Source organism: Rhodoferax sp. BAB1 (genome assembly GCF_013334205.1).
Classification (GTDB): Bacteria; Pseudomonadota; Gammaproteobacteria; order Burkholderiales; family Burkholderiaceae_C; genus Hylemonella.
Window position 1 is genome coordinate 3491603 of the sequence record NZ_CP054424.1, and the last position, 13648, is coordinate 3505250.

Here is a 13648-nt window from a genome sequence, read left to right on the forward strand (position 1 = left end):
GGGCGCGCGGACGGGTCTTCAGTCCGGCGTCAGGTCGAAGCGCACCGTGAACCGCGCCCCGGGCGGTGTCTGTCCGGGGTGCGTGTCTTCCACGCTGATGCGCGCGTGGTGCTGCTGGGCGATTTCCTGGGCGATCGGCAGGCCCAGGCCCGAGCCGTCGACGTCATTGCCCAGGGCCCGGTAAAAGGGCTGGAACACCAGCTCACGTTCCGCCAGGGTGATGCCCGGCCCCGAGTCTTCCACCTGCAGCACGATGATCTTGCCGAAAGGGTCGGCCAGCACCCGTGCGGTGATGACCCCTGGCTTGTCGATGGTCGACGGCGTGTAGTTGATGGCGTTGTCCAGCAGGTTGCGCACGAGTTCCTTGAGCAGGGTCGGATTGCCTTCGAACATCACGCCGGGCATGCCCGGCTGGGCGCCTTCGTAACCCAGGTCGATGTGCTTGTCCATGGCGCGCGGCACGCTGTCCTGCACGACTTCCATGGTGATGCGTGCCAGGTCGCAGGGCTGGCGGCTCATGGCGGTGGTGCCGGCTTCGGCGCGGGCCAGCGCCAGCAGCTGGTTGACGGTGTGGGTGGCGCGGATGCTGGCACGTCCGATCTGGCGCAGCGACTGCTTGAGCTCCTCGGTGCTGGTGCCTTCGCGCTGGGCCAGGTCGGCCTGCATGCGCAGGCCGGCCAGCGGTGTCTTGAGCTGGTGCGCGGCATCGGCCAGGAAGCGCTTTTGTGCGCCGATCGAGTCCTTCAGGCGCAGCAGCAGGTCGTTGACCGAGGACACCAGGGGTGCCACTTCCAGCGGCACGGCCTGCGCGTCCAGCGGGCTGAGGTCATCCGGGCGCCGGGCCCGGATGCGTTCTTCCAGGCGGTTGAGCGGCTTGATGGCCTGCACCAGCGCCAGCCAGACCAGCAGCACGGCCAGCGGCAGCGTCACGAACTGCGGCAGCATCACGCCCTTGATGATCTCGGCGGCCAGCACCGAGCGTTTGTCCAGGGTCTCGGCCACCTGGACCAGCGCTGTTTTGGTGGCCTGTGTATCCAGGGCCACCCACATATAGGCCACACGGATGTCCTGGCCGTGCAGCACGTCGTCGCGCAGGCGCACGGTGCCGGCCAGCACGGGTTCGTCCTCGGGCGGCAGGGGAAAGTCCCGTTCGCCGCTGAGATAAACGCCGTGCAGGCCCAGGACCTGGTAGTAGACCGTGTCGATGTCGTCGGCACGTAGCAGCTCCCGTGCCGGCAGCGGCAGGTTGAACTGCACGTGCTGCTGGTTGACCGTGACCAGCTGGGCCAGGGCGTTGACGTTGTATTCGAGCGTGCGATCGAAAGGCTTGCCGGCGATGCTCTGGGCCACCAGCCAGGTCAGTACCAGGCTGATCGGCCACAGCAGCAGCAGCGGCGTGAGCATCCAGTCCAGGATCTCACCGAAGAGCGAGCGCTGCTCGCGCTGGAACAGCTTCATCGGCATGGCCTGTCTGCCGGGTGCCGATGCCGGCCGGTGCCGCGCGCAGGACCCATGGTCACTGGATCTTTTCCAGGCAGTAACCCAGCCCGCGCACGGTAGCGATTCGGATCGGCCCCTTCTCGATCTTCTTGCGCAGGCGGTGGATGTAGACCTCGATGGCGTTGTTGCTCACCTCTTCGCCCCATTCGCACAGGCGCTCGACCAGCTGGTCCTTGCTGACGAGGCGGCCGGTGCGCTGCAGCAGCACCTCCAGCAGGCCGAGTTCACGCGCCGAGAGTTCGACCATGCGGCCGTCGATGGTGGCCACACGGCCGGTCTGGTCGTAGACCAGCGGGCCGTGCTTGATGTGGCTGCTGGTGCCGCCCATGCCGCGACGCACCAGGGCGCGCACCCGCGCTTCCAGTTCCTGCAGCGAGAAGGGTTTGGCCATGTAGTCGTCGGCGCCGTAGTCCAGGCCCTTGACGCGTTCGTCCACGCTGTCGGCCGCCGTGAGGATCAGCACGGGCAGGCTGGAGCCGCGCGCGCGCAGTTTCTTGAGCACCTCCAGGCCGTGCAGCTTGGGCAGGCCCAGGTCCAGGATCAGCAGGTCGAACTCGCTGTTGGTCATCAGGGCCGCATCGGCCTCGGTGCCGCTGGCCACGTGGTTCACGGCGGCGCCGGAGCTGCGCAGGGTGCGTAGCAGGCCATCGGCCAGCACCTGGTCATCTTCGGCGATCAGAATCCGCATCTTGGTCTCCTGGGCAGCCGGCTGTCAGTCGCAGTCAACGGCTTGCGTGTTGTTGTGTCGCAATTTTAGGCGCTCGCATAGGCCTCCAGCCCAAGGGCAATCACGGTGGCCACTTCGGGGCTCACGGCCTGCTTGAGTTCGGCTTCGGCCTGGATCACGGCCCGCTGGAAGCCGCGCAACCAGGCCAGTCCGGTGGGCGTGAAGCGCACCAGCTTGGCGCGGCCATCACGCCCATCGGCTTCGCGCGTGACCAGGCCCCAGGCCTCGCACTGGTCGACCAGTTTGCCCATGGCCTGCTTGCTCATGCCTGCCGATTCCGCGAGTTCCTGGAGTCGCGCACCCTGCACGGCCAGGTGGCGCGTGATGTGGATGTGGGCTGCGCTGACCTGGCCGCGTGCGGCCAGGTTGGACAGGGCCAGCGGCACCTCGGCATCGTGCGCCATCAGCTGCAGCACGCGCTGGTCGAAGCGGCGCATGGCGTGGCCCAGCAGGCGCCCCAGATGGGTCTGGCGCCAGCCGTCGTCGACCGGAAAGGTGGCGGCATCCGTCATGGCTAAATAGTAAACCAAAATGACTAATTTATGGCTTTACTCGAAAGTACAAGACAGATAAATTACTGATCAAGCATCCAGCCTGTGGTTAAAAACACTGGATAACAAATCAACCCCCTCAAGGAGTCATCATGGACGTATCCGGCAAATCCATCAGCGTCGCCAACAGTGAAAAAGCCAAGGCCCTGGCGGCCGCGCTGGCCCAGATCGAGAAGCAGTTCGGCAAGGGCACCATCATGCGTCTGGGCGAGGGCGAGGCGATCGAGGACATCCAGGTCGTCTCCACCGGCTCCTTGGGGCTGGACATTGCCCTGGGCGTGGGCGGCCTGCCGCGCGGCCGGGTGGTCGAGATCTACGGCCCTGAATCGTCGGGCAAGACCACGCTGACCTTGCAGGTCATCGCCGAGATGCAGAAGATCGGCGGCACCTGCGCCTTCGTTGACGCCGAGCACGCCCTGGATGTGCAGTACGCGCAGAAACTGGGCGTCAACCTGCCCGACCTGCTGATCTCCCAGCCGGACACCGGCGAGCAGGCGCTCGAGATCGTCGACAGCCTGGTGCGCTCCGGTGCCGTGGACTTGATCGTGATCGACTCGGTGGCGGCGCTGACGCCCAAGGCCGAAATCGAAGGCGAGATGGGCGATTCCCTGCCCGGCCTGCAGGCGCGCCTGATGAGCCAGGCCCTGCGCAAGCTGACCGCTACCATCAAGAAGACCAATTGCATGGTGATCTTCATCAACCAGATCCGCATGAAGATCGGCGTGATGTTCGGCAGCCCCGAGACCACCACCGGCGGCAATGCGCTCAAGTTCTACGCCTCGGTGCGCATCGACATCCGCCGCACCGGCACCATCAAGAAGGGCGATGACGCCATTGGCAACGAGACCAAGGTCAAGATCGTCAAGAACAAGGTGGCGCCCCCCTTCAAGACGGCCGAGTTCGACATCCTGTTCGGCGAGGGCATCAGCCGCGAGGGCGAGATCATCGACATGGGCGTCAACGCCAAGATCATCGAGAAGTCCGGCGCCTGGTATGCCTACAACGGCGAGAAAATCGGGCAGGGCCGCGACAACGCGCGCGAGTTCCTGCGCGAGAACGCAGAGCTGGCGCACGAGATCGAGAACAAGGTGCGCGAGTCCCTGGGCATTCCGCTGCTCAACGAGGCCGCGGAGGCCGTCGCCGAGTAAGGCCGAGGGCGGGTAAGCGGGCCATGGCCACCGCCCGGCTGTCGTTCCAGCCTACGCTCAAGGGGCGGGCCTTGCGCCTGCTGAGCCAGCGCGAGCATTCGCGCCGCGAGCTCGAGCGCAAGCTCCAGCCCCATGAGGAGGAGCCTGGCACGCTGGCCTTGGCCCTGGACGAGCTGCAGGCCCGGGGTTTCATCAGCGAGGAGCGGGTCGCCGAGTCGGTGCTGAACCGGCGCGCCAGCCGGCTGGGGGCGACGCGCATTCGTCAGGAGTTGCAGGACAAGGGACTGGACAGCGAATTGATCGCGCAGGCCCTGTCCGGGCTCAAGGACAGCGAACTGGCGCGTGCGCGTGCCGTCTGGCAGAGAAAGTTCGAGACCCTGCCGCAGACGCCGCAGGAGCGGGCGCGCCAGACACGGTTCTTGCTGGCACGCGGATTCAGCGGTGAGGTGGTGCGCCGTGTGCTGGGCGGTGATCCGGCCGACAAAGAAGCCTGATTACAGACCCAGCATCAACTGGAGGTTCTGCACCGCAGCGCCGCTGGCACCCTTGCCCAGGTTGTCCAGGCGCGCGATCAGCACAGCCTGGCCCAGGCTGTCGTTGCCGTAGACACTGAGTTCCATCTTGTTCGTGCCGTTGAGCGCGGTCGGCTCCAGGCGGCCCCCCGCGGCTGGCGGCACCACGCTCACCCACTCGCTGCCGGCGTAATGTGCGCGCAGTACGTCTTCCAGCTGCTGGGTACGCGTGACACCCTTCATCAGGTCGAACTGCAAGCCGATCTGGTCGATCATGCCGGCGTAGAAATTGCCGACCGCCGGCACGAAGATGGGCCGGCGAGTCAGTCCGCTGTACAGCTGCAGTTCAGGCAGGTGTTTGTGCGTCAGACCCAGGCCATAGACCTCCAGCGGGGGCGCGGTCTTGGTCACCTCGTAGGCTTCGATCATCTGACGGCCGCCCCCGGAGTAGCCGGAGTAGCCGGACAGCACGACCGGATAGTCGGCGGGCAGCAGGCCGGCGTCGACCAGGGGGCGCAGCAGGGCAATACCCCCCGTGGGATAACAGCCCGGGTTGGCCACCCGCCGGGCCTGGGCCACCGACGCCGCCTGGGTGCGTGTGAGTTCGGGGAAGCCGTAGACCCAGCCCGGCGCCACACGGTGCGCCGTGGACGCGTCAATGATCTTGGGGCCGGGACGGCCCGAGGCTTTTTCAAGTGCGTCGACCAGGGCCACGGTCTCGACGGCCGCCTCGTCGTGCAGGCAGAGGATGACGAGGTCGGCACCCGCCAGCAGATCGCGTTTGGCCGCCGGATCCTTGCGGCGCTCGGGGGCGATGCTCAGCAATTCGATCTGCGGCATGGCCAGCAGGCGCTCACGGATCTGCAGACCGGTGGTGCCGGCCTCCCCGTCGATGAAGATTTTCTTGGCGGACATGGCGTATGCCTTGCTGGACTGATTTTCTGGGGCCGGGTCGGATCGCACCGATTTTGTGCAGAGCAACATGATACATTCCAAGGCTGTGCTAAATCCAGCACCAGCTACGGGACACACCGGTTCCGTGGTCGGACAGAAATCCATTTCCTGAGAGAGCCCTCATGAAGATCCACGAGTACCAAGGCAAGGAAATCTTGCGTCAGTTTGGTGTGCCTGTGCCGCGCGGCATTCCGGCCTTCACAGTCCAGGAGGCGGTCGAGGCTGCCCAGAAGCTCGGCGGCCCGGTCTGGGTCGTCAAGGCACAGATCCATGCCGGTGGCCGTGGCAAGGGCGGTGGCGTCAAGGTGGCCAAGTCCATCGACGACGTCAAGCGCCTGGCTGGCGAGATCCTGGGCATGCAGCTCAAGACCCACCAGACCGGCCCCGAGGGCCAGAAGGTGCGCCGCCTTTATATCGAGGACGGGGCCGACATCCAGAAGGAATATTACCTGTCCGTGGTGACCGACCGCGGCACGCAGAAGGTGGCCTTCATCGCGTCCAGCGAGGGTGGCATGGACATCGAGGAAGTGGCGCATGCCACGCCCGAGAAGATCGTCAAGGTCTTCGTCGACCCGCTCACCGGCCTGAGCCAGGCGCAAGGCCAGGAATTGGCCAAGGGCGTGGGCATGCCGGCCGACTCGCAAGCCCAGTTCATCGACATCTGCCAGAAGCTCTACAAGTGCTACATGGACACCGATGCCTCTCTGGTCGAGATCAACCCGCTCAACCGTGACGGCAAGGGCAATGTCATCGCCCTGGACGCCAAGTTCAACTTCGACGCCAATGCCCTGTTCCGCCACCCCGAGATCGTGGCCTTCCGTGATCTGGACGAGGAAGACCCGGCTGAAATCGAAGCTTCCAAGTTCGACCTGGCCTACATCTCCCTGGACGGCAATATCGGCTGCCTGGTGAACGGTGCCGGCCTGGCCATGGCCACCATGGACACCATCAAGCTGTTCGGCGCCGAGCCGGCCAACTTCCTGGACGTGGGTGGCGGCGCCACCCCCGAGAAGGTGACCGAAGCCTTCAAGATCATGCTCAAGAACGACAAGGTCAAGGCCATCCTGGTCAACATCTTCGGCGGCATCATGAAGTGCGACACCATCGCCACCGGCGTGATCACGGCCTGCCGTGCCGTGAACCTCAGCGTGCCGCTGGTCGTGCGCATGAAGGGCACCAACGAAGAGCTGGGCAAGAAGATGCTGGCCGAGTCCGGCCTGCCCATCATCAGCGCCGACACCATGGCCGAAGCCGCCCAGAAGGTGGTCGCTGCCGTCCAGGCCGCCAAGTAAAAGGAACCGTCATGTCGATCTACATCAACAAAGACACAAAAGTCATCACCCAGGGCATCACCGGCAAGACCGGCCAGTTCCACACGGAAAAGTGCCAGGAGTACGCCAACGGCAAGAACTGCTTCGTGGCGGGCGTGAACCCCAAGAAGGCGGGCGAGTCCATCTTCAACATCCCGATCTACGCCTCCGTCAAGGAAGCCGCCAAGCAGACCGGTGCCACCGTCTCCGTGATCTACGTGCCGCCGGCTGGCGCTGCCGATGCCATCTGGGAAGCTGTCGAGGCCGACCTGGACCTGGCCATCTGTATCACCGAAGGCATCCCGGTGCGCGACATGCTGATGGTGCGCAACAAGATGAAGGCCAAGGAAGCTGCAGGCGGCAAGAAGACCCTGCTGCTGGGTCCCAACTGCCCCGGCCTGATCACGCCCGAGGAGATCAAGATCGGCATCATGCCCGGCCACATCCACCGCAAGGGCCGCATCGGCGTGGTCTCGCGTTCCGGCACCCTGACCTATGAAGCCGTGGCGCAGCTGACCGAAATCGGCCTGGGCCAGTCCAGCGCCGTGGGCATCGGCGGCGACCCGATCAACGGTCTGAAGCACATCGACGTGATGCAGGCCTTCAACGACGATCCGGATACGGATGCCGTCATCATGATCGGCGAGATCGGCGGCCCGGATGAGGCGGAAGCCGCGCGCTGGTGCAAGGCCAACATGAAAAAACCCGTGGTCGGCTTCATTGCCGGTGTCACGGCGCCACCCGGCAAGCGCATGGGCCACGCCGGTGCCCTGATTTCCGGCGGTGCCGACACGGCTGACGCCAAGCTCGCCGTGATGGAAGAGTGTGGCTTCAAGATCACGCGCAACCCTTCCGAGATGGCCAGGCTGCTGAAAGCCCTGCTCTGATCCGGGGAACTCCGCCGACCACGTTTCATTGAGCGCGGTCAAGAATTGCGGTTTTCCACAATATCAAGCCCGGTGGTCCACTTGGACAATCGGGCTTGTTCATTTAAACCCAGGCGCGCTCTTGCGCTGCCCATCAAAAAGAGAGACAGCCGTGGAAGCATTTCTGACCGCCCATTTCTGGGTTGCCGTAGGGCAGATCATCCTGATCGACATCCTGCTTGGTGGTGACAATGCCGTGGTGATTGCCCTGGCTTGCCGCTCCCTGCCCCCGCAGCAGCGCACCAAAGGTATCTTGTGGGGTACGGCGGGCGCCATCATCCTGCGGGTGATCCTGATCGCCTTTGCCCTGACCTTGCTGCAGGTGCCTTATCTGAAGCTGGTGGGTGCCGCCCTGCTGATCTGGATCGGTGTCAAGCTGCTGATCCCCGAAGACGAGGACGAGCACAGCAACATCCAGGCCAGTGACAAGCTCTGGGGAGCCGTCAAGACCGTGATCGTGGCCGACCTGGTCATGAGCGTGGACAACGTGATCGCCATCGCCGGTGCGGCCCAGGGTGCTGGCGAAGAACACCAGCTGGCGCTGGTGATCTTCGGCCTGCTGGTCAGCATTCCCATCATCGTCTGGGGCAGCCAGCTGGTGCTCAAGCTGATGGATCGCTTCCCCATGATCATCACCCTGGGCGGCATGCTGCTAGGCTGGATTGCCGGAACCATGGCGCATACCGATCCGGCTGTGGTGGACTACCTGCCCCAGGAAAAGGTATGGAACTATGCCTTCGGCATAGCCGGTGCCCTGCTGGTGCTGATCGCGGGTAAGGTCGCCCAGAAGAAGCAAGCTCCGGCTGATGCCTGAGTTGCCGTCAGGTTTCATACCCGGCTGACTCCGGGCGGTCAGCGGGCCTTGTTGTTTTGCATAAAAACGACAAGGCCCTGCGCATTACTGCCTTGCTAGCTGAAGCCTGCTCTGCTAACGTTGAAAATTAGCATGGCGTACGTGGTACGCTGTTTTCGTTGGGGCTCCTGACGAGTAACCCCGGATTTGAACAGGCACGAATTGGCAACTTTACTCTCCAGCAGACGGCCTCCATCGCAAGCGAGGTCGACGTTTGCCGTGCCCCTGCACATGCATTCCCTTCCGGCCGATGGTGCTGTCGCCGTCCGGTTTGCCTTTGCCTGTTGGGTCAGCCCGGCGGTAAATCATTGAGCCATGACGACAGATGCCATGATTTACAGGTTTTTTGCCCAGACCGATTCCGGGTTGACGCGGGAAAACAACGAAGACGCGGTCGGCTTTGACGAAGGCTCCGGGGTGGCTGTCCTGGCCGATGGCATGGGGGGCTACAACGCAGGCGAAGTTGCCAGCAGCATGGCGACTTCCAGCATCAATTCCGAGATGAGCCGTTGGCTCGCCGAATCCGCCGAGGTCGCGACGGTGCAGGATATCCGCCGGGCGCTCGAAATCTGCGTGGGCAATGCCAATGCGGCTGTTTTTCGGGCCGCCCATGCGAATGCGCACTACTCGGGCATGGGGACCACCCTGGTGGCCGGCGTGTTCCGTGGTGCCGACCTGGTGGTCGGGCATATCGGCGATTCACGTTGCTACCGGTTGCGCCAAGGTGAACTGGTCCAGATCACCCGGGACCATTCGCTGCTGCAGGAGCAGATCGACGCGGGCCTGCTGACGCCCGAGCAGGCGGCCCTGTCGATGAACAAGAATCTGGTGACACGTGCCCTCGGGGTGGACGACGCCGTGCTGCTGGAAGTGCACGAACACGTTGTCGAGCCCGGCGACGTTTACCTGATGTGTTCCGACGGCCTTTCCGATATGGTCAGAGACCAGGACATTGCGAAAATCCTGCAAATGCCCCTGTCCCCGGAGTTGCGAGCGAAAACACTGGTCGACACGGCCAACGCGCATGGCGGCCGGGACAATATCACGGTCCTGCTTATCCAGGCCGAGGCGGGCGCTGAAAAGCGCGGTCTAATGGCCAGATTGCTGGGAAAATAACGAAGGTATATTGATAACAAGCAACAGGAATAGGAGTCGGGCATGCCGAAAATGATCGTATCGATCGACGGTGTTGTCATCAAGGAAGTGCAGTTGACCAAAGAGCGCACGACCCTGGGGAGGCGACCATACAACGACGTGGTGATCGACAATCTGGCAGTCAGTGGCGAACATGCTGCACTTCAGATGACGGGTAATGAGGTCATGCTGGAAGACCTCAACAGCACCAATGGCACATATGTCAATGGCAAGGCCGTCAAGAAGCAGGCGCTGCAAAACGGCGACACCATCGAGGTCGGCAAGTACAAGATCAAGTTCGTCAACGAGGTCGAGGCACCGGACTTTGACAAGACCATGCTGTTCAAGCCGGGAGAAACCCCGGGGGCGTCACCGGCCGCGGAAGGCGGCAACCTGAATGGCGCATTGCGAGTACTCTCGGGGACGGCCTCCGGTCGCGAAGTTCCCCTGACCAAGGCGGTCACGACGGTGGGCAAGCCGGGGGTGGCCGTGGCGTCGATTTCACGTCGATCCCAGGGTTATGTCGTGGCCCATGTCGAGGGCTCGGGCATTCCGCTACTCAATGGCGCACCGATAGGGAACGAACCCGTGGCGCTCAAGAGTGGTGACATGATCGAACTGGCGGGCACGAAAATGCAATTCATCCAGAATTGAGTCTGCCGCGGGGCTGTTGGGCCCCGTGCGAACCTGCAGGCCTGCGTCTGGCGCAGGCAGACTAAGGAGTGGGCATGAAGGTGCGTGTGTTGGGCTGCTCAGGCGCAATTGCCAGGGAATGCCGCACCACGTCCTTTCTGATCGATGGCGATGTGCTCGTGGATGCGGGAACCGGAGTCGGTGACCTGACCCTGGACGAAATGCTGGCCATCGACCATGTGCTGCTCACCCATGCCCATCTGGACCATGTGGCCGCCCTGCCCCTCATGCTCGACGCGATCGCAACGCGCCGCAGCCACCCGGTCCGGGTGCATGCACTGGCCGGCACCATCGAAGCCTTGAAGGCGCATATTTTCAATGATGTCATCTGGCCGGATTTCACACGCCTGCCCACCGTGGATATGCCGTTCATCCGCTTCGAGGAAATCCGGCAGGGGCAGGTGCTGGACATCGGCAACAAGCATATCGAGGTGCTGCCCGCGGTGCATACGGTGCCAGCCGTGGGTTTTGCCGTGATGGCGGAGCGGGCCTGTTGGGTGTTCTCCGGTGACACAGGCCCCAACCCGGCCTTCTGGCGCAGGGTCAACCAGCTGGACGTCGACATGCTGGTGATCGAAACGGCCTTCAGCAGCCGCGAGAGCCAGTTGGCCGAAATGAGCCAGCACCTCTCACCCGCGGTGCTGGCCCAGGAGCTGGATTGCATCGCCGCCGATAAAAACTACCCGATCTACATCACACATACCAAACCTGCAGAAACCGAGTTGATCATGTCCGAAATCCGCAAGTTGGAAGGCCATCGCCCCAGCGCCAGACAGGCGGCGCATGACATACGCTGGCTGCAGGCAGGGCAGGAGTTTGACCTATGAGTGCTGTCATGAAACCCCCGGGCGGTGGCATCCCGTCTGATCCGCCCTTTCCGGATTCGCAGCAGCCTTCGGACAAGCAGGACAAATCCTTCGAGGCGCTGTTTGTGCGTCAGCTCAAGCAGGTGGTCCTGCGTATCCACGAGACCGAAAACGTGGAGCAGATCATGCTGGAGGTCAGCCCCGAGATCTGCAAGCTCTTCAATGCGGATCGACTCACGCTGTATGCGATCAGCGATGATGAAACATCGATCGTTTCCAAGATCAAAACCGGCCTGACCAGCAGCCGCGAGTTGAAGCTGCCCATCAGCCCGCAGAGCATTGCAGGGTATGTGGCTTTCAGCCGCAAGCTGCTGAATCTGGCCGATGTCTACGACGAGGAGGCGCTCAAGCAGATCCATCCGTCACTGACTTTCCTCAAGGAAGTCGACAAGCGCTCAGGCTACCGCACCAAGCAGATGCTGGTGTCGCCCATCCTCGAGGGCGGCAACCTGTACGGGGTGCTCCAGGTTATCAACAACAAGGCCGACCAGTCGTTCAGCGAACTGGATATCAAGGGCGTCATCCAGCTTTCCAAGACACTGGCCACGGCCATCCGTCAGCGCCTGCAGAAGGCGGATGAGCCGCAGCGTATCCGGGCGACCAAATACGACGGCCTCGTGGCCGATGGCTTCTTGACGGGCACGCAGCTGCAAGACTGCGTACAGGAGGCGCGTAACGAGGGCCAGCCGGTCGAGCATCTGCTGCTGAGCCGGCACCAGATCACGCCGGCCCAGGTCGGCCCGTCGCTGGCCAGGTTTTTCGGCGTGCCTTACGAACCCTTCAATGCCGGGCGTATCCGCTCCGAAATGCTGCATGGCTCACTCAAGCGTGAATTTGCCGAAGGCCAGGGCTGGATTCCGCTGGAAGAGTCACCTGAAGGCCTGGTCATCATGTGCCTGGACCCTGAGGCCACGCGCGGTGCGCGGGTGGTGCCGCAAGTGTTCTCGCGCATCAACAAGTTTTCCTACCGCGTCACCACGCAGACCGAATTCGAGCAGACGTTGGCCCAGCTCTTTGGTGCCATAGCCGATGGCACCTCGATCGACCAGCTGCTGGCCGACATGGGCGGCCCGCTCGATGACGAGGGAAGCAACGACGATTCGCTGGAGTCGGCCGCGGCCGACAATGAACTGGTCAAGTTTGTCAACAAGATCATCATCGAGGCGTACCAGCAGAAGGCCTCGGACATCCACATCGAGCCCATGCCGGGCAAGCTCAAGACCGGTATCCGCTTCCGCATCGACGGCACCCTGATGCCCTACATTGAAGTGCCGGCGCATTTCCGCCAGGCCATGGTCACGCGCCTGAAGATCATGTGCGACCTCGATATTTCAGAGCGCCGCAAGCCGCAGGACGGCAAGATCAAGTTCAAGAAATATGGCCCGCTAGACATCGAGCTACGGGTGGCGACCATCCCGTCGGCTGGGGGTGTCGAAGACGTGGTGATGCGTATCCTGGCCGCGGGCGAACCGATCCCGCTGGAAAAACTGGGCCTGACTTCGCACAATCGTGAACGGCTGGAATCCACCGTCAGCAAGCCCTACGGCCTGTTTTATGTCTGCGGCCCGACCGGCTCCGGCAAGACCACCACCCTGCATTCCATCCTGAAATTCCTCAACACGCCCGATACCAAGATCTGGACGGCAGAGGACCCGGTGGAAATCACGCAAAAGGGCCTGCGCCAGGTGCAGATCAACAAGAAAGCCGGCATCGACTTCGCCTTGATCATGCGCGCCTTCCTGCGTGCCGACCCGGACATCATCATGGTCGGCGAGTCGCGCGACAAGGAAACCGTGTCCATGGGCGTGGAAGCCTCGCTGACGGGTCACCTGGTGTTTTCCACCCTGCACACCAACTCCGCGCCCGAGTCCATCACGCGTCTGCTGGACATGGGCATGGACCCGTTCAACTTTGCCGATGCGCTGCTGGGCATCCTGGCCCAGCGTCTGGCCAAGAAGCTTTGTGACTGCAAGGAGCCCTACACCCCCGGCACATCGGAGGTCAACAGCTTCATCTCCGAGTACGCCCAGGAATTGCGTAACACCAAGGCCTGGAAGGCCGATTTCAGCGGCGAAGCCCAGAAACTCTATGAGGAATGGGTGGTCAACTACGGCGAAGACGGCAAGCTGCGCTTCTACAAGCCGGTCGGCTGCGACAAGTGCAACAAGACCGGCTACAAGGGCCGCTTGGGCCTGCACGAACTGCTGATCGCCGATGACCACATCAAGAAGCTGGTGCAGGAGCGCGCCCGCGTGGCCGAAATCTTCGCCGCCGCCGTGGAAAGCGGCATGAGGACCCTGAAAATGGACGGCATGGAAAAGATCATGCTGGGGGTGACCGATCTGAAACAGGTACGCCAGGTTTGCATCAAGTGACAAAGCTGGCCGGACAAAAATGTCATTCTGGAGCCGAGGGTGGACAGAAATGAACCTGAAATTGGCCGTAACTCAGGGAATTCGCCCCAAAGCAACAAC

13 protein-coding genes are annotated in these 13648 nt (G+C 62.9%); 9 read left to right on the top strand and 4 right to left on the bottom strand.

Annotation, left to right across the window (positions count from 1 at the left end):
• Nucleotides 1-18 precede the first annotated feature (18 nt).
• The 3 genes from HTY51_RS16935 to HTY51_RS16945 all read right to left on the bottom strand — a co-directional run bounded on the left by HTY51_RS16935 (nucleotide 19) and on the right by HTY51_RS16945 (nucleotide 2739).
• The gene (locus tag HTY51_RS16935) at nucleotides 19-1458 is read right to left on the bottom strand and encodes a sensor histidine kinase (RefSeq protein WP_174253826.1); all 1440 of its coding nucleotides are present in this window, start codon (nucleotides 1456-1458) and stop codon (nucleotides 19-21) included.
• A gap of 58 nt (nucleotides 1459-1516) precedes the next feature.
• Nucleotides 1517-2188, bottom strand: a complete 672-nt coding sequence (locus HTY51_RS16940; protein ID WP_174253827.1) for a response regulator transcription factor — start codon at nucleotides 2186-2188, stop codon at nucleotides 1517-1519.
• A 65-nt stretch (nucleotides 2189-2253) separates the two neighbouring features.
• Nucleotides 2254-2739, bottom strand: a complete 486-nt coding sequence (locus tag HTY51_RS16945; RefSeq protein WP_174253828.1) for a MarR family winged helix-turn-helix transcriptional regulator — start codon at nucleotides 2737-2739, stop codon at nucleotides 2254-2256.
• A 131-nt stretch (nucleotides 2740-2870) separates the two neighbouring features.
• On the opposite strand from HTY51_RS16945, the gene recA reads away from it, so the two are divergent.
• Complete coding sequence (gene recA / locus HTY51_RS16950) at nucleotides 2871-3926, top strand: recombinase RecA (RefSeq protein ID WP_174253829.1); 1056 nt, start codon at nucleotides 2871-2873, stop codon at nucleotides 3924-3926.
• A 23-nt stretch (nucleotides 3927-3949) separates the two neighbouring features.
• Complete coding sequence (recX, locus tag HTY51_RS16955; RefSeq protein WP_254606918.1) at nucleotides 3950-4420, top strand: recombination regulator RecX; 471 nt, start codon at nucleotides 3950-3952, stop codon at nucleotides 4418-4420.
• On the opposite strand, the gene argC is transcribed toward recX, so the two are convergent.
• Nucleotides 4421-5353 (bottom strand): N-acetyl-gamma-glutamyl-phosphate reductase, encoded by a 933-nt coding sequence (gene argC / locus HTY51_RS16960; protein WP_174253830.1) that lies wholly within the window; start codon nucleotides 5351-5353, stop codon nucleotides 4421-4423. It abuts the gene before it with no gap.
• Between the two features lie 161 nt (nucleotides 5354-5514).
• Between argC and sucC the strand changes: the two genes are divergently transcribed.
• The 7 genes from sucC (at nucleotide 5515) to HTY51_RS16995 (ending at nucleotide 13549) form a co-directional block, all read left to right on the top strand.
• The gene (gene sucC, locus HTY51_RS16965; RefSeq protein ID WP_174253831.1) at nucleotides 5515-6684 is read left to right on the top strand and encodes an ADP-forming succinate--CoA ligase subunit beta; all 1170 of its coding nucleotides are present in this window, start codon (nucleotides 5515-5517) and stop codon (nucleotides 6682-6684) included.
• Between the two features lie 11 nt (nucleotides 6685-6695).
• Nucleotides 6696-7589 carry a succinate--CoA ligase subunit alpha gene (gene sucD, locus HTY51_RS16970; protein ID WP_174253832.1) on the top strand — a complete coding sequence of 298 codons (894 nt, stop codon included), beginning with the start codon at nucleotides 6696-6698 and terminating at the stop codon, nucleotides 7587-7589.
• Between the two features lie 151 nt (nucleotides 7590-7740).
• Nucleotides 7741-8442 carry a TerC family protein gene (locus HTY51_RS16975; RefSeq protein ID WP_174253833.1) on the top strand — a complete coding sequence of 234 codons (702 nt, stop codon included), beginning with the start codon at nucleotides 7741-7743 and terminating at the stop codon, nucleotides 8440-8442.
• A gap of 369 nt (nucleotides 8443-8811) precedes the next feature.
• Entirely contained in the window at nucleotides 8812-9597 is a 786-nt protein-coding gene (locus tag HTY51_RS16980) for a Stp1/IreP family PP2C-type Ser/Thr phosphatase (RefSeq protein ID WP_174254325.1), read from the top strand.
• A gap of 42 nt (nucleotides 9598-9639) precedes the next feature.
• The gene (locus HTY51_RS16985) at nucleotides 9640-10269 is read left to right on the top strand and encodes an FHA domain-containing protein (protein WP_174253834.1); all 630 of its coding nucleotides are present in this window, start codon (nucleotides 9640-9642) and stop codon (nucleotides 10267-10269) included.
• Nucleotides 10270-10343: 74 nt separating this feature from the next.
• Nucleotides 10344-11135 (top strand): 3',5'-cyclic-nucleotide phosphodiesterase, encoded by a 792-nt coding sequence (locus tag HTY51_RS16990; RefSeq protein WP_174253835.1) that lies wholly within the window; start codon nucleotides 10344-10346, stop codon nucleotides 11133-11135.
• A complete protein-coding gene (locus HTY51_RS16995; protein ID WP_174253836.1) occupies nucleotides 11132-13549 on the top strand; it encodes a GspE/PulE family protein in 2418 nt (805 codons plus the stop codon). The genes HTY51_RS16990 and HTY51_RS16995 overlap by 4 nt, the downstream gene beginning before the upstream one ends.
• Nucleotides 13550-13648 lie beyond the last annotated feature (99 nt).

What these genes read in the sequence shown, in the direction of transcription:
- HTY51_RS16935 (WP_174253826.1), bottom strand. Translation starts at nt 1,458, where the DNA reads ATGAAGCTGTTCCAGCGCGAGCAGCGCTCGCTCTTCGGTGAGATCCTG.
- HTY51_RS16940 (WP_174253827.1), bottom strand. Translation starts at nt 2,188, where the DNA reads ATGCGGATTCTGATCGCCGAAGATGACCAGGTGCTGGCCGATGGCCTG.
- HTY51_RS16945 (WP_174253828.1), bottom strand. Translation starts at nt 2,739, where the DNA reads ATGACGGATGCCGCCACCTTTCCGGTCGACGACGGCTGGCGCCAGACC.
- recA (WP_174253829.1), top strand. Translation starts at nt 2,871, where the DNA reads ATGGACGTATCCGGCAAATCCATCAGCGTCGCCAACAGTGAAAAAGCC.
- recX (WP_254606918.1), top strand. Translation starts at nt 3,950, where the DNA reads ATGGCCACCGCCCGGCTGTCGTTCCAGCCTACGCTCAAGGGGCGGGCC.
- argC (WP_174253830.1), bottom strand. Translation starts at nt 5,353, where the DNA reads ATGTCCGCCAAGAAAATCTTCATCGACGGGGAGGCCGGCACCACCGGT.
- sucC (WP_174253831.1), top strand. Translation starts at nt 5,515, where the DNA reads ATGAAGATCCACGAGTACCAAGGCAAGGAAATCTTGCGTCAGTTTGGT.
- sucD (WP_174253832.1), top strand. Translation starts at nt 6,696, where the DNA reads ATGTCGATCTACATCAACAAAGACACAAAAGTCATCACCCAGGGCATC.
- HTY51_RS16980 (WP_174254325.1), top strand. Translation starts at nt 8,812, where the DNA reads ATGATTTACAGGTTTTTTGCCCAGACCGATTCCGGGTTGACGCGGGAA.
- HTY51_RS16985 (WP_174253834.1), top strand. Translation starts at nt 9,640, where the DNA reads ATGCCGAAAATGATCGTATCGATCGACGGTGTTGTCATCAAGGAAGTG.
- HTY51_RS16990 (WP_174253835.1), top strand. Translation starts at nt 10,344, where the DNA reads ATGAAGGTGCGTGTGTTGGGCTGCTCAGGCGCAATTGCCAGGGAATGC.
- HTY51_RS16995 (WP_174253836.1), top strand. Translation starts at nt 11,132, where the DNA reads ATGAGTGCTGTCATGAAACCCCCGGGCGGTGGCATCCCGTCTGATCCG.